The organism is Streptomyces sp. NPDC048600, from assembly GCF_055587025.1.
Window position 1 is genome coordinate 94,579 of the sequence record NZ_JBVJGZ010000001.1, and the last position, 19,795, is coordinate 114,373.

Genomic DNA, 19,795 nt, shown 5'->3' on the forward strand with positions numbered 1-19,795 from the left:
CATGTCCGGCCGCCCCGGGCTGTCCCGCACGGACGGCACGCCGATACGATGGGAACAAGCGGACAGTTGTCCGTTACCCGAAAAACGTAACGGACAGCTGTCCGCTTAACAAGGATCGAGTTTCGGCCATCACCGCGAGGAGGGCCAGTGGGCCAGGACAAGGAAGTGCCCCTTCGCTCGGATGCGCAGCGCAACCGCGCGCGCATTCTGGAGGTGGCGCTGGCCGAACTGACCCGCTCGGCAGACACCCCGCTGAGCACGATCGCCAAAAAGGCGGGGGTCGGGCAGGGGACCTTCTACCGCCACTTCCCCACCCGTGAGGCTCTGGTCCTGGAGATCTACCGCCATGAGATGCAGCAGGTCGCCGACACCGCGGCCCCGCTGCTGTGCGGCCGGGAACCCGACCGGGCGCTGCGCGAGTGGATGGACGAGCTCGCCCGGTTCGCCATGACCAAGGCGGGGCTGGCCGATGCGATCCGGCAGGCGACCGGCGCACCGGGCACGCAGAAGCCGGGCCACGCCCCGGTGACAGAGGCAGCCGAGTGCCTGCTCCGCGCCGCTGAGCGAGCCGGCACCATCCGCCCCGGGATCACGGTGGACGACCTGTTCCTCGCCATCGGAGGCTTGTGGACACTCGACCCGCGCGGCGACTGGCAGCCCCGGGCGACCCTCCTGCTGGACCTCGTCATGGACGCACTCCGCGTCGGAGCGCCCGGGCGGTGACGTGCCGGGGCCGTCGGGGCGCTGACGTGCCCCGGTGCACTCCACGCCCCCTCACACGCTCTACCCAGGCCGGCCGCCACCTCATCAGGCATCGTGCAGTCCTCACGACCCCGCCCCGGCGACCCGGCCGACGCCCACCGGGAACTCGTCCACGTCATCAGAGCGGCCACGGCTGCTTCGCCCACCGGGAAGCCGACGGCATCTTCGACCAGCTCACCGGCCTGCCACGCGGCAAGCTCCGCCAGGCCGAAGACCCCACCAGCAAGCCCAGCGCACCCTTGATCGACAGCCGGAGCATCACAACCTCCGCAGACGTCCACCTCCCGACCTCCAGGCAGGCCGGTCGACCCGACGTCTGCGGCAGTCAGGTCTCCTTGTGGATACCCCGGCCGTCAGGCTGGGGGGAAACGAAGCTCCTGCAGAGCAGGGCAGGGAAAGCTGTTTCACCCCCGGGGCGGAGCGGTGTTGTCAGTGGCGGCCGGCAGGTTGCCCGCGTACATCTGCGGTACTCGTTCCGGATCGAGCCGACGCCGGGTCAGCGCATCGCGCTGGCCCGTACGTTCGGCTGTGCCCGGGTGGTCTACAACGATGCGCTGGCAGCAAGGAAGGCCGCGTACCGGGCGGACAGGTCGCGGATCGCGACGGGTGCTCTGGCGAAAGCGGGTGATCACCGACGCGAAGAAGACACCGGAGCGGGCCTGGCTCGGCGAGGTGTCGGTGGACGCCCTGCAGTCCTCTCTTCGTGATCTCGATGCGGCGTACGCGAACTTCTTCTCGTCGGTGTCGGGGAAGCGGCCAGGGCGCGGTATGGGACTCCCGGTGTTCAAGTCGAAGAAGGACAGTCGGCAGGCCGTCCGTTTCTCCAGGAGCGGGTTCCGGCTGCGGGCAGGCGGCCGGCTCAACCTCGCGAAGATCGGCGACGTCCGGGTCCGCTGGTCCCGCTGGCTGCCCTCAGTTCCGTCGTCGGTGACTGCGGTCAGGGACGCTTCGGGCAGGTACTTCGCGAGTTTCGTGGTGGACGTCGAACCCGAAACGCTGCCGGTGGTGTATGCCGAGGTCGGTATCGAGCGGGGCTGGACCGCCTACTTCCGCCCCGGAGTGCCCGCCGGTCCTTCCAATACCTGCGCATGATCGTCTGGCGTCAGGTGTCTTTGGATGGCTCCGGCGCAAACAACCTCGGCACCGAGTGGAAGGAACTCCGCCGCCGCTACTGCGACGGCGAACGGTGGCCGCACGACGGAGACGTCGTCCTGTTCAACCCGGGCTCGGTAGTCACCACGCGATGCCGGCCTCGGGGGACGACCATTCCGTCGCCCTGGCCCAGCACGATCTGAGGAAAGCACCTGGTCAACGGGCTTGCGGAGAGCCGGATGCGGGGCCAACTCGCACGTCCGGTTCTGGAGGGCGGCGTGGAGAAAGGGCTGGGAGGAATCCCAGTACCGCGCTCCGCGCCGACCCCACCACGACGTTGCAGTCGTCGACGACACCGGCACCCTGCTCGCCAAAGCTCGCATCGGCGATGACGCGGCCGGCTACAGCAAGCTCCTGGACCTGTTGCCGAACACGGCGACAGCCCGGAGACCCCCAGCTGCAGGAAGTCGCGCCGCACGTTGTGAAGCCGAGGGAAACCGCAGGTGAAGGTGCGGACGCAGCTCCAGACTCGCGGGCAGGCTGGGGCGCAATTTGCGGCGCAACCCAGGAGGAGGGGCACTGCGGGGGACTTGGAGAACGTGGGCACGCCGCAGGATCACCCTCGACCAGCGTGCAATACCCCGGCTGAAGTAGGGACACAGGGCGCGCAGGTGCGCGGCGATCTGCTCGGGGCTCCATTCCAGGTCGAGCTTGGCCTGGACCTGGGCGCGGAGCTCGTGGTCGCGCCGCAGCTTCGAATCGTACGACCGAGGTCCACCACCGACGCCTGACTGTCGGACTGGGGGAAATCCGACACGCGACTTTCGCCCGGACGGCCCCCTCTTAATCGTGCCCTGCTCCCGGTACACCTAGGCTGCCATCGAGGCCACCCCCGGGAGCAAGATGATCAAGGTCAGTGTCGTCGTTCCGGTCTACAACGCAGGCGCGTACGTCGAGCGCTGCGCGCCCTCGCTGCTCGGCCAGTCGCTCGGTCCGGAGTCGTACGAGATCGTCTACGTCGACGACGGCTCGACGGACGACTCGCTCCAACGCCTCGAACGCCTCGCGGCCCGCCACCGGCACGTACGCATCCTCAGCCAGGAGAACTCGGGCTGGCCCGGCAGACCCCGCAATGTCGGTGTCCGAGCAGCCCGCGGCGAGTACGTGCAGTTCGTCGACCAGGACGACGAACTCACCCCAGAGGCCCTCGAACGCCTGCACCGGCTCGGCGCCCGCAACGGCTCCGACATCGTCCTGGGCAAGGTCACCGGCACCATGCAGGGCCCGAGCCGGGTCTTCAGGCGGACCGTCGAGCGCTGTACGGCTACAGACGCCCCGCTGTTCGAGAGCCTCACTCCGCACAAGATGTTCCGCCGCGGCTTCCTGCTGGATCACGACATCCGGTTCCCCGAGGGGCGGGTACGGCTGGAGGACCAGATCTTCATGGCGCGGGCGTACGTCCGCGCCAAGACCGTGTCGATCCTCGGCGACTACCCCTGCTACATCTGGAACCGCCGGGCGGACGGCGGCAACTCCAGCGGCAGCGCGACCACACCGGAGGCGTACTACGGCTATCTGCGCGAGGTCATCGATGCCGTCAAGGAGGCCACCGAACCCGGCCCCGAGCAGGACGACTTCCTGCGCCGCTCCTTCCGCGTCGAACTCCTGCGCCCGGTCGTCGAGCCCAGGGTCCTCCAGCGCAAGGGCAAGGACCTGGAGCGCTACTTCGGCGTGGTCCGCCGTATGGCGCTCGAATGCTTCCCTCCGGGCGTGCCCGAAGGACTGCCGGCCTTCTCGGCCCTGCGGGCGCGACTGCTGATCGAGGGCCGCCTGGACTCCCTGGTCGAACTCGCCCGCCGCACCCGGCACATCAGACCCCGGCTCACCGTCTCCGACGTCCACTGGGAGAGCGGCCGCCTCTCGCTGACCACGGACCTGCGCATGCTCCGCCCCGACGGCGAGCCCCTCACCCTGCACGAGCACCGCGGCCGGTTCCTGCTCGACCCGGACCTGCTGGCCGGCATCGAGGGCGCCAAGGAGTGGGAGGTCCCCGACCCCTTCACGGCCGCCTTCGGTGACGTACTCGTGCACGACACGGCCCGCGACCTGTGGTGGTTCGACGACACCGAGCTGACGCCCGGCCTGGAGGGCCTGTCGGGGAACGCTCACACGGTGGTGCTCCGTGCCACGACCCGCCTCGACCCCCTCACTCTGGCCGGCGGCAACCCCCTGCCTACCGGCACACATCAGGTCTGGCTCTACGGCCAATTCCTGGGCGTGGGCCGCAGAATCCGCTTCCCCGCGTCTCACATGAGCCTGTGGGGGCGCTCCTTGGGGACTCCGCCGCGCCTGGTCGCCCTCACCCGCACCATCCGCGAGTCCCAACTCACCCTGGCAGTGGGCCGACCCGGCCGTACGACCCTCCCGGACCGTCTCCTCCAGCGGGCCACGACCGACCCACGCCTTCGGCGCGCGGCCCAGGACCTGTCCCACCGCGTCCCCGCCCGGCTCCGCCCTCTGTTCCGCAAGGCGGACCCGTGGACCAGACGGCGGTCCACGCAGCAGGACTGAACGTGATCGACGCCGCCTGAGGGCGTGTCAGCGACCTTGCCCTGGCCCGTAGTCGGAGGTGACGCTGAGCAGCCATCCGAGGTCATCCCGCCGCCGCGGCCCCGACCGCCGACCGGACAGCAGTCCCTCCCGCCGCTGGGAGAAAGCCAACGCCCACCTCAACCGCGTCCACCACCGCGTCACGAACCTCCGCGCCGACGCCCTCCACAAGCTGACCACCATGGTCGCGGCCGAGTACGGCACGGTCGTGATCGAGGACCTCAACGTCGTCGGCATGCTCCGCAACCGGCGCCTCGCCCGCCGGATCGCCGACGCCGGATTCGGAGAGATCCACCGCCAGCTCGCCTACAAGACCCGCCGGCGCCACGCCACCCGCCTCGTCGCGGCCGACCGCTGGTTCCCCTCCTCGAAGACCTGTTCCGGGTGCGGCGCGGTGAAAGCCAAGCTGCCGCTGCACGTCCGGACCTACGCATGCGACGCCTGCCACCTGGTCATCGACCGGGACGACAACGCCGCACTCAACCTCGCCGCCCTCGCGGCAGCCTGCACGACTGGTACCGGAGTGGCCGGAGACCAGGACACCGCCCCGGCGGTGCCGAAGCCTCGTGGAGCCGACCGGAAGACCCGCGCCACCCGCCCCCGCCGCAAGGCGGAGGCGGGGCGGGCAGGTGGCACAACCCTGCCGCACCAGCAGCAGATGGAAACGAGAGATCGTACTCAGACCGAGCCCCTCACGCTCTGGTGATGTGACGGACCTTCCGGGCCGAAATGCCCAGAATGCTGAGACCTGGCTACGGACTCAGTGACGGGGTGCCCGCTGCGGTGACTCTCGTCGACGGCGAGGCGGGCGCACCGGCTGGAGCGCCTCGGAATCGGATCGGAAGCGGTTGGCGGGTTCCGGCGGAAGCAGCCGGACTGGTCTGGTGGACAGCGGTGAGGTCGGGCGACACAGCGCGCGGCACGGACCGCGGGAGATCCCGCGAAGGGGGAGCTTGGAAATGCGGAGCAGCCCGTCGGTCCGGGGGAACGGCCCGCTCCCCCGCCCGGCCTCGCCTTCGCCTTCAGTCTCCGGCGCGTGCTCCGGGTACCAGGTCGTGGAAGCGCTGCTCCACCGGGGCCAGGTCTGTCCGGGCCAGCTCCTGGGGCCTGATCACGAGACGGAGTTCAGGGGTCAGGGCCCGGTGGCGGCGGCAGGCGTCGATGAAGGAGTCCACGATCAGGGCGGCCAACTGGCCCCGGTCCAGATTCGTGACGCGCGCCAGCCCGGAACCGATCAGCGGGACGGCGACCGGCTTGAACAGGCCGTGGACGGCAACCGACGCCCACAGATTCTCCAGACTCAGCCGCAGGTCACGGTCACTGGACTTCGCCACCAGATCGTTGCCGAGCCGCGAGTAGGCGGTGGCGAACACCCGGCGGCCGTCGACCGGTACGACGACGACGGTACCCACCGGATAACGTACCCGCCGACCCGCCGGCTTGGACCGCGCACTCTCGGTGCCCACTGCCTTGATCCTGCGCAGCCCCACCCGGAGCTTGTCGTCGAGCAGGCCGCGCCGCCCGTCGAACAGCCGGTCGACGAGCTGGCTCTGCACGCTCTCACGGCTGATCACGAAGTCTTCGACGGTCTCCGTGTCGTAGGTGTCGGAGAACCCGATCACCAGGTTGCAGTCCGATTGGTCGAACAGGTCTCCCCGCACCAGCACCACATCCGCCCGCTGGCCGGGCAGGGGAACACGATGGCGCAGAAGTTCGTCTCCGTGCCGGGCGCGCAGCTCCGCGCGCAGCGTGTCGAGCACTCGGGCGGCCTCGATGTCGTCGGGGTGCTCGTGGGCCAGCTGTTCGGCGACCGGCAGTGCGCGTTCAGGGCGGCCCAAGTCGGTCTGTACACGCACCAGTTCACGCTGCGCCGACTCCTGAAGGGAGGTCAGACGGCGGATGAAGGAAACCGCGAACCCCTCACCGGCCACCTCGGCCAGCGGTCGGCCGCGCACGAGGGACAGCGCCTCGGTCAGCCGGTGCGCCGCAGTGGCCGGCGGGGCCAGCAGGGCGTCGCTGACGATCGCGGTGAACCGCGCGCTGTCCAGTTCCTCGGGCCGCAGGAGCAGGCGGTAGGCGGTCTCCGGGCCCTGCACCGTGACCTGTTGCTCGGTGCGCAGGACGCTCGTTCCGTCGCCGTCCCGGCCGGGGGCCAGCGCGCGCCGCAGCTCCAGGACCCGCTTCTGGACCTCGTTGCGGTGGCGCTGGTCCAGGTGGCGTGGCTCGTCCGCGAGCCCCCACACGTCGCGGCGCAGTTGCCGCACCGGCACCGCCTCGCCCCCGGCCACCACCAGACGAAGCAGCAGGCGTACGGTCAGAGGTGTCAACCGGACCGGATCGCCGCCGACGTCACATTGGACCGGGCCCAGTACTCTCAGTCGGATACACGCTTTCGCACCGGACATCCCCGTCGCCCCCCGGTGTATACACACCACTACTCTGCGTCGCCTTTCAGTGACTGCCAGGCTATCAACAGGCTGCGGGGTACCAGTGCTTTCCGGTGATTCCGGTGCCCTGGACCCGTCCGACCCGCTAGGGTCCCGGGGCGCCGCACGACCGCACGCCCGCCCGCGCCCGCGGCGGCCGTCGGGCCTGCTTCGCCCGCGTCGCCGGGCCGTTCCGCGTCTGCCTCGCGGCACACGGCGTGCCCGGCAGGTCTTCGTACGCGACACCATGGTGGCGTTCGGCGGGCTGTCCGCCGTGCTCCAGGTGGTGGGCCCGTTCGTGCCGCACGTCGGTTCAGGCGCGGTCGTCGGGCTGTCGGTCGGTGCGTGCCTGTGCTGGGGGCTGCTGCGGGCCCGTCCGGCGGCCCGGGTGCAGCAGGTGTTCCGGCGTCCGGACATGACGGTGCTGGTGGAGGCGGGCGACGTGTTCGACCGGCCGGCCCATCTCGTGGTCGGGTTCTGCGACACCTTCGACACCCTGTCGGCCGACGGCCGGGTCATCAACGGCGACAGCGTGCAGGCCCAACTCCTCGACCGCGAGTACGCCGGCGACGTGGCCCGCCTGGACGCGGAGCTGAGCGCGGCGCTCGCCGTGACCCGGCCTGTCGCACGCGAGGCGCGGGCGGACAAACCGCTCGGAAAGCTCGACCGCTACCCGATCGGCACGGTGGCGGTGCTGGGCACCCGGCCGCGACTGGTGTTCGGCGTGGCGTACAGCCGGATCGGCAACGACTACGTGGCCGCCTCCGGTGTGGAGGACCTGTGGCGGGGGCTGGGCGGACTGTGGGACGCCCTGGGCGCGCACGCCCAGCTGGAGAGCGTGGCGATGCCGTTGGTCGGATCCGGGCTGGCACGGCTCGGCCATCTCGACCGGGACAGCCTGCTCCGGCTGATCCTGATGTCCTTCGTGACCCACTCCCGGGAGAACGCGATCTGCCGCGAACTGCGTGTGGTGATAAGGCCCGAGGACCTGGAGAGTGTCGACATGGGCGAGCTCGCTGCGTTCTTGGACGCTCTGGCGTCGGACCGTGCCGGCTGACGGACGTACGGGCCTGGCCACTCGGTCCGTCAGCGTCCGCCGCCGCGCCCGAGGGGACCGGGAGCCTGCGGCGTCCGGTCCCCTCGCGCCGTCCGTCAGGCCAGTCGGCGGTAGGCCGCCAGATTCCTGAAGTACGACAGGTCTCGCCAGTCCGGCCGGGTGTCGTCGAGATCGCACTCGGCTCCCTTGAGCCGTTCGACGATCTTGGCGACGGCGGTCTCGGAGCCGTCGAAGTGGATCACGTTGCGGCCCGCGAGGTCGGCGGCGGGCCGCACCTGCCCGAAATGCACGATGATCGTCCGCTCCGGGTATGCCATCAGCGCCATGCCGAGCTCGATCAGCACGTTCTGCCGGGGCTGGCCGGTCGGCTGGATCTCGTAGGAGGGCTCGCTGTCGCCGAGCAGGTCCGGATGGAGCCTGGCGATGTCGTCAGGGGTGCACAGGACCAGCGCCGCCTGTGCCTGCGACAGCGCCTTGGCGATGACCTCCCCGAGGAACGGCGCGGTTCCCCCGGTGGCCCGGACCAGCCGCTCCCACTCCAGCGGACGCAGGTCCAGCCGGCGCAGCAGCCCGAACATCGCCGTGCGTACCTCTTCGTCGCGACCGTGCACGACGAAGACGCTGCGGCTGCGGCCGTGGTCCATGCGCGCCTGGGCCGCGCGCGCCGCCTCCTGCTGGGCGGACGGCTCGGACTGCTGGGGGGCGTGGTAGACGTTGTAGCCGAAGCCTGTGTTCTCCCCGCCGAAGACGTTCTGGTTCCTGTCACCGAAGGTGTGGCCCTGACTCGTGGTCACTGATCTTCCTTTCAGGACGAGCCGCCGCCAGGCGGCTGGTAGTTGTAGCCGAAGTTGCTGTTCTGGCCACCGAAGACGTTCTGGCTGTTGTCGCCCAGCAGGATGTTGGTCTGTGCGCGGTCGTGCTCGAACAGGTCGACGTCGTGCTCGTCGAGGAACGCGCGGATGTTCTGCAGCAGTCGACGCTCGACGATCTTCATGTACTTGGTCGCGTCGGCCTGCTGGAAGAAGTGGTGGTAGTTCTCGCTGGTGGCCAGTTCCCTGACGCTGGCCAGGGCTCCACAGTTGAGCGAGCGGTTGACGTAGCGTCCGAGCCGGAACTCGCTGGTGTCGGTCATGTCGTCCGACAGCAGCAGCTCCGCCGTCGCCCTCCTGGCCCGCCTGGCCCGCCAGGGCCGGCTCCATCGGGCGGCCCACCCCGGCATGAAGCGTTCCGGGAGCAGCAACAGCGGCCACAGCCACAGCGTCATCGACCAGCGCACCATGGCCGTGAGCATGTCCCAGGCCACGCGCACCGCCAGACGCCCGTCGATGGCACGGGGCAGCTGGTCGACGAGGTGGAAGTCCTCCACGAGCGGCCTGAGCACATAGGTGTAGAACTCGGTGTGCAGCGTGTTGCCCTTGATGTCGAACCCGACGAAGACCGAGGTCACCAGCTCCTCGTCCCACGACCCGACACGCACGCACAGGTACTCGCGGGCGGCGTCGTAGTCCTCCCGCCAGTGGATGCCGGGCAGGTCGTCCCCTCCGGGCAGTTCGGACCAACCGCTCCCGGTGGAGCGGTCGTTGGTGCGGATGGCCGTGGTGTAGCGGCGCTGCTCGACGGTCAGCCCGTCGATCCGCTCGTCGAAGTGGGCCTCGTCGCGCAGATCGGCGCCCATCCGCGCGGCGACCTGACTGGTGATCTCACTCACGGTGAAGGGGACGACCTGCCTGCGCTCGATGGTGTCGAGGTCTGGCGGTGAACCGTCCTCACTCTTCCGTGCCATGATTCGCGTTCTCGGCGCGCCGAGCAGCAACTGCGCGTTGGACCATGTGCGCAGCGGCAGGCCCGCGCCGACGAAGGGCCGGTATCCGCCGTAGAAGACCAGACCGCCGCGGCTGGCCTGCTCATGGTCGATCTTGCGGGCGAGTTCGGCGGTGAGCTGTGCGTGCGAGGGGCAGGCGCCGTCGAAGCCGCCGTCCGGGCCGCTCTCCCGCAGCCGGGTCATCAGGATGTGCAGGGTGACCAGTCGGCGCAGATAGGCCGCCGCCCACGGCACCCAGCACAGCGCGAAGTATCCGAGCGACTGGTTCAGCAGCCCACTGCTCATCAGCAGCAGGACCACGGCCGCCGTACCGGCCACCGAAGCCCACTGGATGCGGTGCAGCCGGCGCGCGGCCAGGGCGTGGGCGAGGACCGACACGGTGTCGTAGCCGAAGGAGGGGGCGACGACCCGGAAACGCCTCTCCAGCAGCTCGCGGATGACGGCGCGACGGTAGCCGGGGTCGAGATAGGTGCCCGCCGACAGCAGCCGGGTGGCTCTGGTACGCGCGTACTCACGTTGTTTCGGCGGCTCCTGCCGGGCCGGGCCGTGCGGGGGTGGGGCAAGTGCTTCTGTTGTCATGGTCGTTCAGCGCTCCGCTCATCGGGACGCACCCCTGCGGGTACGCCCGGTCGGTGTCAGTCGGTCTCGATGCCCTTGCCGCTGGTGATCACACCGCCGCTGACGGTGTAGGTGGCGTCGTACGAACGCGTCGTACCGTCCGTGCCGAGGGCGTCGATGGTCAGCCGCACCTCGGGGCCGTTCACGGACTCGATGGTGATGGTGTCCCGTACGGTGTCGGCGTAGCCGGACACGAAGCTGCCGTAGCTGGACTCGAGATTCCTGCCGCCGAGCTCCCAGGCGGTCACGTAGTCGCGGGCGTTGATCGCGTCGAAGTAGGCGGTGACCACGTCGCCCGGCCCACGGCTCGCGCTCGGGGTCGGGGTCGGGGTCGGGGTGTCGATGGCGGTGTCCTGCGGAAAGGGGTAGCCGTCGTCGGACCCGGTCGTCTCGGGGGTGCCGTAGACGTCCGTCGTGCCCGTGTCGCCGTACGGCCATCCGGGTTCCGTCACCGAGGCCTCGCCGGTCGGCAGAGCAGCTGTGTCCCGGCTGTCCCGGTCTAAGACGTCCGGGCCGAAGGAGCCGGACCCGGACGAGCCGAACCCTGCGCCGGAATCAGATGATCCGGTCGAGGCGGAATCGTCCGTCGAGCCACCCAGCAGCGACAACGTCATGGCGAGGAGCAGAGGCGTGGCGATGACCGCGAGCCCCCAGGCCCGGGCCGGGCCGGTGGGCGGTAACAGCCCCGGAGGGCGATAGGTGGGCGGCGCGCGGTGGGCGGACGGGGTGCCGGGGGGCTCGGCAGGCGGCTTCAGCCACGGGGCGTTCATGGGTTCTCCAGAGATCACTGCGGTGCGGCGCCCGCCCGGCTGCCCACCCGACGGCCCGCACATACGCGCGTACGCGATGGTTGTGCCGTGGGCCGCGGTGGACAGCAATGCTCGGACCGGCGGTTGATGCATCCGATGCGACCAACTGCGCCGCTTCCGCGGCCAGAACCCAGCTGCTTCCGATCCGCTTCCGGCCCTCCGGGCCCTTCGGAATATCTGAATCCGCTTGCGCTCCCTGCGGAGACATCACCCATGCCGAGGGTCCGACACCGCGGCCCGGCCACGCTTCGCCGACCCGGCCGACGTCGCGGCCCTCATGCCCGGCTTGCGCAGCGGCCCCTCCACCAGGATCCGCAGGCGCTCCAGCGCCCACTGCACTCTCCTGGCCGCCCGCGCCGCCACCACACCCTTTTCTCCCTCCCCAGACCACCCATGTTCTCGCCCACTGGGCCTACGACGGCACCGGTCCCACCTCGACCCCGCACGCCCCGCCGCCCTCGACGACGGCAGTCCGACACGCGAACACCTCAACCGCGCCCGCGAAGCCCAGTTGTGCGACGTCCCGGGATGGATGCCCGGACCTCGGCCGCCTCCGGGATGGGCTTCCCGGTCTCCGTCACGATCGGAACCGCCCCTCACGGGACTCGACGTCGTAGACGCCCTCCTTGGCTGCCATGGCCCGCAACCAGCTCCGGCTCTGATCCCCGCAGTAGAAGGGCGGATACCAGCGAGCCCTCCCCCCTCCTCACCGCGTAGCCGCCCGTACCGGGAGCAGGCCGGGAAGCAGGCGACCGCGTGTGTCAGCGCCTTCGGCCGTCGGAGGATCCGGTCCCACCAGTGCGCCGCCCGGCGTGCGGCGCGCGGCCGACGGCCTGGGGGGAACGAGGGTGCCGGGGGCGGGGCGTCGTCGCCGTCTCGGCGGAGGTGGTCAGCGGGCCGACAGCGACACACGTCGCGCGGTCGGGCCGGACAGCATCTTCCCGAAGGACGGGTGCGATCGGCTGCAGGATGATCACGCGCGACACTGACCTGCTCGAAGCAGGCTGAAGGTGACATGGAGCAGAGCCCCGTGACCGGAAGGGACATGCCTGCGGCAAGGTCCTGGAAGGTGCGCCTGACGATGAGTCGACCCAGCGATCCGGACAGCCCGCAAGGCTCGGACGCGGCCGCCCGCGCCGGGCGTGCCCGGCTCCATACCCACACGGGCGGTGCGTCAGAGGTAATAGTCGCGCCGCGGGCCGGTGGGGTCGCCGTCCTGGGAGGAGGCGAACCAGGCATGCCCTTCGCCGGCATGGCTGCCGTCGGCGGAGCTCGTCGGTGATACGGGCCGGGCGTCGCAGCATGCCGGGCTCGGCGCGTGCGACCGTGCCGGTGACGACATGTGCGGCTGTCAGCGCCGGCTGCACTCGGGCCGGTGGCGGACATGTGCGCGAATCAGAGCCGGTTGCCGTTGGCGACAAGTGCGACATGGACGTTGCCGCGCGTGGCGTTGGAGTAGGGGCAGACCTGATGTGCCGTCCTGACCAGCCCGACTGCCTGGGCATCAGTGACGGAGGGCAGATCGATCCGTATCTCCACGCCCAGTGCGAACCGGCCGCCTTCCCCCGGGATCAGCGAGACCGTCGAATCGATCGTCGCGTCGTCCGCCGTGAGCCCACCTCGTCGGCCGACCAGCGCGAGGGTGGCGCCGAAGCAGGCGGCATAGCCGATCGCGAAGAGCTGCTCGGGGTTCGCTCCCCCACCGTCCCCGCCCAGCTCCTCGGGCTGGCGCAGCACGAGATCGAGCGTTCCGTCCGTGGTGCGTCCGTGGCCGCTCCGGCCGCCGGTGACGTGCGCGTGTGCCGTGTACAGAGCCTTGCTCATCCTCAACTCCCCCAACTCGCTTCCTGAATTGAAATCTGACACTTCAAAATCAAGAAGTCAACGTCTAATATTTTCGGAGACAAGCGACCACGAGGAGGTCCGATGACCACGTTCGTTCTCGTCCACGGCGCCTGGCACGGCCCCTGGGCCTGGGACCGGGTCGTCCCGCTACTCCACGAAGCAGGGGCCCGCACCGTCACACCCGATCTGAACGCCGCCGAGGAAGGCGGGCTGCACGACCACGCCGAGGTGGTCGTCTCCGCCCTGGACGCCGCTCACAGCGAGGACGGACTCGTCCTGGTCGGGCACAGTTATGCCGGCCTTGCCGTACGCGAAGCCGCCGACATCCGCTCCGGCCTGGTGGACCACATCGTCCTGATCGACGCGTGGGCGGGATCCGACGGCGAAAGCCTGCTGGACCTCGCCCCCCAGGCATTCGTCAGCGCCGTGCGAACGGCGGCGAACGAACGCGGTGACGGGCGGTTCGTGCCACCCCCCGCGCCCGCAGCCTTCGGCGTGACCGACCCCGCCGACACCGCGTGGCTCGCACAGCGATTGGGCCCGCAGCCGCTCCGCTCCTTCACCGAGCCCACACGCCTGAACGGCGCCGTGAACCACATCCCCGGAACAGCCTTCCACTGCCGGCCGCAGATCTACCCCTTCGACCGGTTCGCCGAGGCCGTGGGATACACGACGCAGCCGCTGGACGCCGCCCACGACGTCCCTCTGACAGACCCCGAGACGCTGGCCGCGCTGCTGCTGCACATCGCGTCCACCGGGCCGGTTCGGGAACAGAAGATGCGGCATCTACAGTGATGAAGTGGAACAGCGAACGTACAACCAGTACTGCGCGACCGCGCGCACCCTGGACATCGTCGGCGAACGGTGGACGCTGCTACTGATCCGCGAACTCCTGACCGGACCCAAACGGTTCGGCGACCTCCAGGGCAATCTGCGCGGACTCGGCACCGGACTGCTCGCCGCCAGGCTGAAGCACCTGGAACGCGAGGGCCTGGCGCACCGGACGACACTCCCCCCGCCCGCGCGGACAGCCGCCTATGCGCTCACGGAGGCAGGCGAGGAACTCGCCCCCGCGATCCTGGAACTGGCCCGGTGGGGATTGAAGTGGGCCATGGACGAGCCGCGCCCGGCCGACACGTTCAACCCCGCCTGGGCCGTCCTCGGACTCCGCGCCTGCTTCGACCCCGAAGCCGCCACCGGACTCCGCGCGCTCTACGACTTCCGCATCGACGACGAGCAATTCCACGTCAGAATCGACGACGGAGACATCGAGGCACTGCACGGACCGGCCCAACACCCGGACGCGACCATCGCGATGAACCAGGAGACGTTCCTGCGCCTGACCGGACAACGGCTCACTCTCACCACCGCCATCGAAACCGGCGCCGCGTCCGCGTCCGGCGACGCCCACGCCCTGCACCGGCTCGGCACCCTCTTCCAGCTGCCGCCACACCGCTCTCGCACAAAGCAGGAGTGACAGCGAGCGGACACCGGACCCACGAGCTGGGCGAGACCCCTGAACACGCCGACGCACAACTGTTGTTCGAGATCGGCGAGGCGACGGTCGCCCCGGCGCAGCTCGACCCGTCAGCCAACCCAACCGAATCCCGGCAGGACCGCGAACCACCCCGCGACGACGGGAGGGCGCGACTCGGCCAGGGCGCTGCCCTGAGGCTTCTGGGCAGCGGGCGTGCGGATCAACACGGGCCGACTCGTCGAGACGGGCTCATCGGGCCACAGTGCACAACCGAGTTCACGGAGCCAGCGTCCGCCTCCGGCCGATCCCCAAGGAGGGCGAGCCGTGCGACCGCCGGTTCCGACAGAGGAAACGACAACGCCGTCGCGTACGACATCGGCAAGTTGCTCACCCTGGGCGGCTCGCCCGCGTACGAGAAGACGCCCGCCACCCGGCGCGCGTACACCGTGAGCATCGACGGCGGCCGGGTCCGGGCCGCGCGCACGGGCGACATGGGCCACGCCCGCGCCTTCGGCAACAGCGTCGTCCTGCCCGACGGCAAGGTCGCAGTGTGCGGCGGGCAGGCGTACGCCGTGCCGTTCAGCGACGCCACCTCCGTGCTGGCCCCCGAGCTGTGGGACCCGGCGTCCGGAAGGTTCACACCATTCGCCACCATGGCCATCCCGCGCAACTACCACAGCGTGGCGAACCTGCTGCCCGACAGGCGGATCTTCTCCGGCGGCGGGCTGTGCGGCGACTGCGCCACCAACCACGCCGACGGGGCCGTGTTCACACCGCCGTACCTGCTCAACGCGGACGGCTCGCCCAAGCCGCGTCCCGTCATCGCCGGTGGCGTGCCGCCCCGGGCAGCCGCCGGGACCTCGCTCACCGTCACCGTCGAAGGGCCGGTGGCCTCCTTAGTCCTGATGCGGGCCGCGGCGGCGACCCACTCCACGGACAACGACCAACAGCGGGTCCCGCTGGTATCCACAGCCGCGGGGACCGGCACGTACACGGTCACCGTCCCGGCTGACAAGGGCGTGGTTCTGCCGGGCACCTACATGCTCTTGGCCCTGGATGCCCAAGGGGTGCCGAGCACCGCCCTGTTCATCACCGTCTCCTGACGGTACGGCAGCGGCGTCCGCCCCCGGCCGATTCACCTGCCGGGCCGGGCGCCGCGGCCGGGCACCGTTCAGGAAGCGACCGCGGCAGGCCCGGTCGACGCCGGAACCCGGCGAGGACCCGGCAGCGTTGCGGCGACCCGGCAGTGGGGAGGCCGCCGCACGCCCGCTGAAGGACAACCTCGGTCCGGCCATGGCCATGCTCTTGGTACGACGCCTCGCAGGGCGGAGCCTTCCGACGTCGCTTGGGCCACATCCGAGGCGATCACCATGAGCTCCCGGTGCGGGCACTCTGGGCGGCGCCGTCAGACCGGCGGCATCCGCGGCGCGTGTCGTCCGGCGTGGGGCGAGGGGCGAGGGGCGAGGGGCGAGGGAAGCGTTCCGTTGAGCTACGGCTTCTCACTACAGCCCCAATGCCAGGCGTAGCGGAACGATCAGGACGGCTGCCAGCAGGCTGGCCTGGAGCAGCGGGCGCCAACGTACGGTTTGTGTGCGTGATTGCCTGAGGACGACGACGAGCAGGATTGCGGCGATGACCACAGGCGGAACGATGGCGATCGCCCAGGGCGGAGCGCCTCCGATGGCGAGGCGCGCGTCCGGGAGGCTGCCCGCGGTGACCGCAACGGTGGACAGCGCCAGGCTCAGGTCCACGAACCGCGGCAGCACCGGCGGCAGGTCGCGCTGCTCGAACACCATGCTGCGGAACCGGAAGCACCAGACAAGCAGCGTGATCCCGTAGATGACGGCGATGACCCGCAGCACCGCGGGCGCGCTCGGCGGTTCGAACGCCCCAGCCCAGTACACTGCGCTGATCAGCGCCGCGATCAGCGGCCAGGAGAGCAGGAACACCAGGAAGGTCGCCGCAAGCCGCCGCCCGGAGACCCGCCAGACGGGGCCGCCCGGGTGCGGGATGCTCGCCAGCCAGGGCGCGTTGGTACCCAGCGGGTTGACCAGGTGGTGGGTGCGTCCGGCCAGGGCTTTGGCGTCGATCTCGGTGAAGTACGCCGCGGCGAGGACGACGGCCGCGACCGCGACCGCGCCCTGCCCGATGCCGAGTTCACTTCCGCGGTCGGCCGCATGCAGCCACGCGAGCGCGAACGCGCCAACGAACAGCGCGCCGACCAGCAGCCCGCGCAGTTCCGCGAACGGGGTCATCAGTCTGCGGTACGACAGCCCGAGCAGGCGCCCGAACCACACCCAGAAGACGCAGCTCAGCAGCCAGTACGTGAGGATCACGAACGGCGCGGCCTCGGCGAGCTGCCCGTCCAGCACGCGGTCGACGGCGTCCGACGCCGACTCGGTCTGATCGTCGCGGTAGAAGGCGTACGCCACCGCGAGGAGCACGACCTGCGCCGCCGGCAGGATCTTGCCGCTGTCGCCCCAGAACCCCGGTCGGGCCATCGCACGCGCCGCCGTCGGCACGGCTTGTAGCAGGGCGGTCGCCAGCAGCACGGTGACGATGATGACGCCCCACCGCGCCCGGTGCTCCGCGACGTCGGACAGGTCGAGCGGAAGGCCGAACGCGTCGAGCACGTGCTGCCCGAAAGGCACCGGGTTGTCGTACCAGTCACCAGTCCTTCAGGACCCGCCCGACCTCGCGAACGTCCATCCCCCACCCCCAAGGCATTCCTTACCCGCCACCCGCCTACGACGTCGCCACCCCTCATCACGGTTCTCCGTAACCGCGCGGCTCTGGACGCGCATCATGACGGACGGCCGGTCGGCGTCTTGCCGGCGGCCGCACTCCCCAGCGGCAGGACAGACGTATGTGCCCGCGCAACGCGGGCAAGCACAAACAGGCAGCACCGGAAGGCCAGATGACCCGAGCCGGCTCCGAACTCAGGCCAGGGGGCGTTGACGTGAGGCACCGGCACTTCCCCCGTGACCTTCGACGGGGCAACGCGTGAGTGCCGGCAAGCCGGTGGCCCTTCTGGCTTCCCACTCGGGGCGCGCGGCCGTGCGGGGGCGGCGTGACTGGTGGCCGCCGTCGTCCGCGGGCAGGCACGTCCCGCCGTGCTGAGCGCGCTGGAGAGCATGTCCCAACAGGAGGCCTCGGCCCGGCAGCTGGCCGCCTTCGGTACCGTCGGGGCGTTGTGGTCGGCCTCCAGCTATCTGAGCGTCTTCCGCCGTGCCCTGCATGCGATGAACGGTGTCACGGACCGCCGCCCGCTCTGGAAGAAGGCCCCGCTCACCATCCTCACCGCGCTCACGCTGCTGACCCTGCTCCCCGGCACAACACTGTTCCAAGGACCTGAGCGACCGCCGGATCGAACCGCCCGCCACTACGATGTGCCGGCCCAGGCCATGCTGACGCGAACCGGAGCCCGGGAGGGCGATGTCTCACTGCTCCCCCGGGCCTGCCGGTGCTGACGGACGGATCAGCCGGTCGTCAAGGCGGCGTCGTCGAGGACGAAGTTGGTCTTGAGGCTGGCGTCCTCAGTGGCGGTGAAGGTCAGGGTGATCTGCTGACCGGCGTAGCCGCTGAGGTCCAGGGTGCGCTGCTGGTAGCCGGTCGCCGCGTCGGCGTTGGAAAGGGTGGACTTGGCAGTGCCGTTCACCTTGATCTGGAAGCGGTCGTACGGAGTCGTGCCCGTCTCCTCGGTGTCGATGTGCAGCCAGTAGGTGAGCGTGGCCCTGGTGCAGCCTGCGGGGACGGTCACGGTCTGGTTGATCGTGTCGGTGGCCGCGTAGCCGTAGCCGGCGAGCCAGGAGTATCTGGTGCCGCTGTGCGCCGACTGGCCGGAGAAGGCTCCGATCGAGCCGGTGTCACCGGTCCACGGTGACACGCCGTTCTCGAAGCCGCCGTTGGTGATGACCTGGGTGGGCGTGCAGCCGCCCGCGCCCTTGACGGTGAGGGCGTACTGGGCGGTGTGCGTGGTGGATCCGGTGCCGGTCAGGGTCAGCGTGTAGGTGCCGGGCGCGACCGAGGAGCCCACCGAGACCGTCGCGGTGGAGGAGTTTCCTGAAGTGACCGAAGCAGGACTGAAGGCCACGTTCACCCCGGCGGGTACTCCGGAGGCGGACAGGTTCACGGTCTGGGCGGAGCCGTTGGTCGTGGCGGTGCTGACCGTGGTGGTCAGCGAGGTGCCGGGGTCGGCGCTGCCGGAGGCGGGGCTCGTCGAGATCGAGAAGTCGTCGACGGCACTGGAGACGGCCTGCTTCCACAGGGTATGGGCGACGCCGTCGGCACTGCGGTTCAGCCCCGTGGCGTTGATGTTGCCGGTGGTGTCGCACGAGGAGTGGTAGCAGGCGTCGTACGCGGCGCCCGACGTGCCGCCCCACTTGGCCGCCTGCGCGGACGTCTTACGGGCACTGGCGCCCATGGCGTAGCCGGATGTGGGGATGCCGACGCTCTCGAAGGAGTAGTCGTCGCTTCGGCCGGCGCCTTCGGTGTTCTCCTCCGGCTGAAGGCCGAGCGAGTCCCAGTACTCCTTCATCGGCGCCGCGGCGGCGGAGCCGATGTGATTGATGAAGTAGCCGCCGTTCTTCGAGGCGATCATGTCGAAGTTGTAGTACGCCTTGATCGCCGTGCGCTGGGCCGACGACAGTGAACGGGTGTAGAAGTCCGATCCGTTGAGGCCCTGTTCCTCGTCCGTCCACCAGCCGAAGCGGACGCGGTTGGCCATCGTGGGCCGGGTCTCGGCGAGTTTCAGTGCGACCTCGAGCAGCGCCGAACTGCCGGAGCCGTTGTCGTTGATCCCGGGACCGGAGGAGACGCTGTCGAGGTGGGCCCCGAACATGTAGACCTTCGAGGCGTCGCCCTGGGGCCATTCGGCGATCAGGTTCGGTCCGGCGCCGCTGGTGCAGCCGGACGTGCAGGCCTGTTCGGTGACCGTGTAACCGGCCGCCTGGAGCTTGCCCTTCACATAGGCGACCGAGTCGCGGTAGCCCTGGCCGATCGCCCTGCGGTTTCCGCCGTTGCGGGTGGCTATCGCGTTCAGCTCGGTCAGGTGTGCCTGCACCTTGGCGACGTCGATGTCGGGCGCGGCGACGGCGACGGCCGTGGCCGTCGTGGCCGGTGTCGTGTCGGTGGCCGCCTGCGCGGGCAGAGCCGGCAGTCCGAGGGCGGCGGCCAGGACGAGGCCGACGGCGATGATTCTGGAAGGTTCTTTGAGCACTGTGGCTCCTCGTGGAGAGTGGGGAAGTGCCGGTGGGGCGAGCGGTTCACGAAGGGACG

Annotated in this window: 17 protein-coding genes and 1 pseudogene; 11 read left to right on the top strand and 7 right to left on the bottom strand. The window is 70.2% G+C overall.

Annotated features, from left to right (window positions below):
- The first annotated feature begins 147 nt into the window (after positions 1 to 147).
- From ACZ6SQ_RS00355 to ACZ6SQ_RS00380, 6 genes and pseudogenes are all read left to right on the top strand, one after another.
- Positions 148 to 723 (top strand): TetR/AcrR family transcriptional regulator, encoded by a 576-nt coding sequence (locus tag ACZ6SQ_RS00355; RefSeq protein WP_469554861.1) that lies wholly within the window; start codon positions 148 to 150, stop codon positions 721 to 723.
- 26 nt (positions 724 to 749) lie between these two features.
- Positions 750 to 1,469 carry a helix-turn-helix domain-containing protein gene (locus tag ACZ6SQ_RS00360; protein ID WP_469554865.1) on the top strand — a complete coding sequence of 240 codons (720 nt, stop codon included), beginning with the start codon at positions 750 to 752 and terminating at the stop codon, positions 1,467 to 1,469.
- On the top strand, positions 1,369 to 1,854 hold the full coding sequence (locus tag ACZ6SQ_RS00365; RefSeq protein ID WP_469555775.1) for an RNA-guided endonuclease InsQ/TnpB family protein: 486 nt from the start codon (positions 1,369 to 1,371) through the stop codon (positions 1,852 to 1,854). The genes ACZ6SQ_RS00360 and ACZ6SQ_RS00365 overlap by 101 nt, the downstream gene beginning before the upstream one ends.
- Before the next feature lie 327 nt (positions 1,855 to 2,181).
- Positions 2,182 to 2,309: pseudogene (locus ACZ6SQ_RS00370) on the top strand (IS110 family transposase); the annotation flags it as partial.
- Between the two features lie 448 nt (positions 2,310 to 2,757).
- Positions 2,758 to 4,425, top strand: coding sequence for a glycosyltransferase family 2 protein (locus ACZ6SQ_RS00375; protein WP_469554868.1), 1,668 nt, complete (start codon positions 2,758 to 2,760; stop codon positions 4,423 to 4,425).
- Positions 4,426 to 4,483: 58 nt separating this feature from the next.
- On the top strand, positions 4,484 to 5,170 hold the full coding sequence (locus ACZ6SQ_RS00380; RefSeq protein ID WP_469554871.1) for an RNA-guided endonuclease TnpB family protein: 687 nt from the start codon (positions 4,484 to 4,486) through the stop codon (positions 5,168 to 5,170).
- Between the two features lie 316 nt (positions 5,171 to 5,486).
- Here ACZ6SQ_RS00380 and ACZ6SQ_RS00385 read toward each other — a convergent pair whose 3' ends face one another.
- Complete coding sequence (locus ACZ6SQ_RS00385) at positions 5,487 to 6,791, bottom strand: macro domain-containing protein (protein WP_469554873.1); 1,305 nt, start codon at positions 6,789 to 6,791, stop codon at positions 5,487 to 5,489.
- A 346-nt stretch (positions 6,792 to 7,137) separates the two neighbouring features.
- Between ACZ6SQ_RS00385 and ACZ6SQ_RS00390 the strand changes: the two genes are divergently transcribed.
- Complete coding sequence (locus ACZ6SQ_RS00390; protein ID WP_469554875.1) at positions 7,138 to 7,947, top strand: macro domain-containing protein; 810 nt, start codon at positions 7,138 to 7,140, stop codon at positions 7,945 to 7,947.
- A 95-nt stretch (positions 7,948 to 8,042) separates the two neighbouring features.
- On the opposite strand, the gene ACZ6SQ_RS00395 is transcribed toward ACZ6SQ_RS00390, so the two are convergent.
- The 4 genes from ACZ6SQ_RS00395 to ACZ6SQ_RS00410 form a co-directional block, all read right to left on the bottom strand.
- Positions 8,043 to 8,741 (bottom strand): TIR domain-containing protein, encoded by a 699-nt coding sequence (locus tag ACZ6SQ_RS00395; protein ID WP_469554878.1) that lies wholly within the window; start codon positions 8,739 to 8,741, stop codon positions 8,043 to 8,045.
- Between the two features lie 11 nt (positions 8,742 to 8,752).
- Positions 8,753 to 10,348, bottom strand: a complete 1,596-nt coding sequence (locus tag ACZ6SQ_RS00400; RefSeq protein ID WP_469554881.1) for a hypothetical protein — start codon at positions 10,346 to 10,348, stop codon at positions 8,753 to 8,755.
- A gap of 56 nt (positions 10,349 to 10,404) precedes the next feature.
- Positions 10,405 to 11,157, bottom strand: a complete 753-nt coding sequence (locus ACZ6SQ_RS00405) for a hypothetical protein (RefSeq protein ID WP_469554884.1) — start codon at positions 11,155 to 11,157, stop codon at positions 10,405 to 10,407.
- 1,434 nt (positions 11,158 to 12,591) lie between these two features.
- Positions 12,592 to 13,020: an organic hydroperoxide resistance protein gene (locus ACZ6SQ_RS00410; RefSeq protein WP_469554886.1), complete on the bottom strand. Its 429-nt coding sequence runs from the start codon at positions 13,018 to 13,020 to the stop codon at positions 12,592 to 12,594.
- A 102-nt stretch (positions 13,021 to 13,122) separates the two neighbouring features.
- Here ACZ6SQ_RS00410 and ACZ6SQ_RS00415 point away from each other — a divergent pair, with 102 nt between their 5' ends.
- From ACZ6SQ_RS00415 to ACZ6SQ_RS00425, 3 genes are all read left to right on the top strand, one after another.
- Entirely contained in the window at positions 13,123 to 13,836 is a 714-nt protein-coding gene (locus ACZ6SQ_RS00415; RefSeq protein ID WP_469554888.1) for an alpha/beta fold hydrolase, read from the top strand.
- A 4-nt stretch (positions 13,837 to 13,840) separates the two neighbouring features.
- Positions 13,841 to 14,518 carry a winged helix-turn-helix transcriptional regulator gene (locus ACZ6SQ_RS00420; RefSeq protein ID WP_469554891.1) on the top strand — a complete coding sequence of 226 codons (678 nt, stop codon included), beginning with the start codon at positions 13,841 to 13,843 and terminating at the stop codon, positions 14,516 to 14,518.
- Positions 14,519 to 14,901: 383 nt separating this feature from the next.
- Positions 14,902 to 15,621 carry a galactose oxidase-like domain-containing protein gene (locus tag ACZ6SQ_RS00425; protein ID WP_469554894.1) on the top strand — a complete coding sequence of 240 codons (720 nt, stop codon included), beginning with the start codon at positions 14,902 to 14,904 and terminating at the stop codon, positions 15,619 to 15,621.
- Between the two features lie 399 nt (positions 15,622 to 16,020).
- Here the strand turns inward: ACZ6SQ_RS00425 and ACZ6SQ_RS00430 are convergent, their stop codons facing one another.
- Positions 16,021 to 17,151 carry a hypothetical protein gene (locus ACZ6SQ_RS00430; protein ID WP_469554896.1) on the bottom strand — a complete coding sequence of 377 codons (1,131 nt, stop codon included), beginning with the start codon at positions 17,149 to 17,151 and terminating at the stop codon, positions 16,021 to 16,023.
- A gap of 444 nt (positions 17,152 to 17,595) precedes the next feature.
- On the opposite strand from ACZ6SQ_RS00430, the gene ACZ6SQ_RS00435 reads away from it, so the two are divergent.
- On the top strand, positions 17,596 to 17,988 hold the full coding sequence (locus ACZ6SQ_RS00435) for a YhjD/YihY/BrkB family envelope integrity protein (RefSeq protein ID WP_469554899.1): 393 nt from the start codon (positions 17,596 to 17,598) through the stop codon (positions 17,986 to 17,988).
- An 8-nt stretch (positions 17,989 to 17,996) separates the two neighbouring features.
- Here the strand turns inward: ACZ6SQ_RS00435 and ACZ6SQ_RS00440 are convergent, their stop codons facing one another.
- Complete coding sequence (locus tag ACZ6SQ_RS00440) at positions 17,997 to 19,736, bottom strand: M28 family peptidase (protein WP_469554902.1); 1,740 nt, start codon at positions 19,734 to 19,736, stop codon at positions 17,997 to 17,999.
- Between the last annotated feature and the right edge of the window lie 59 nt (positions 19,737 to 19,795).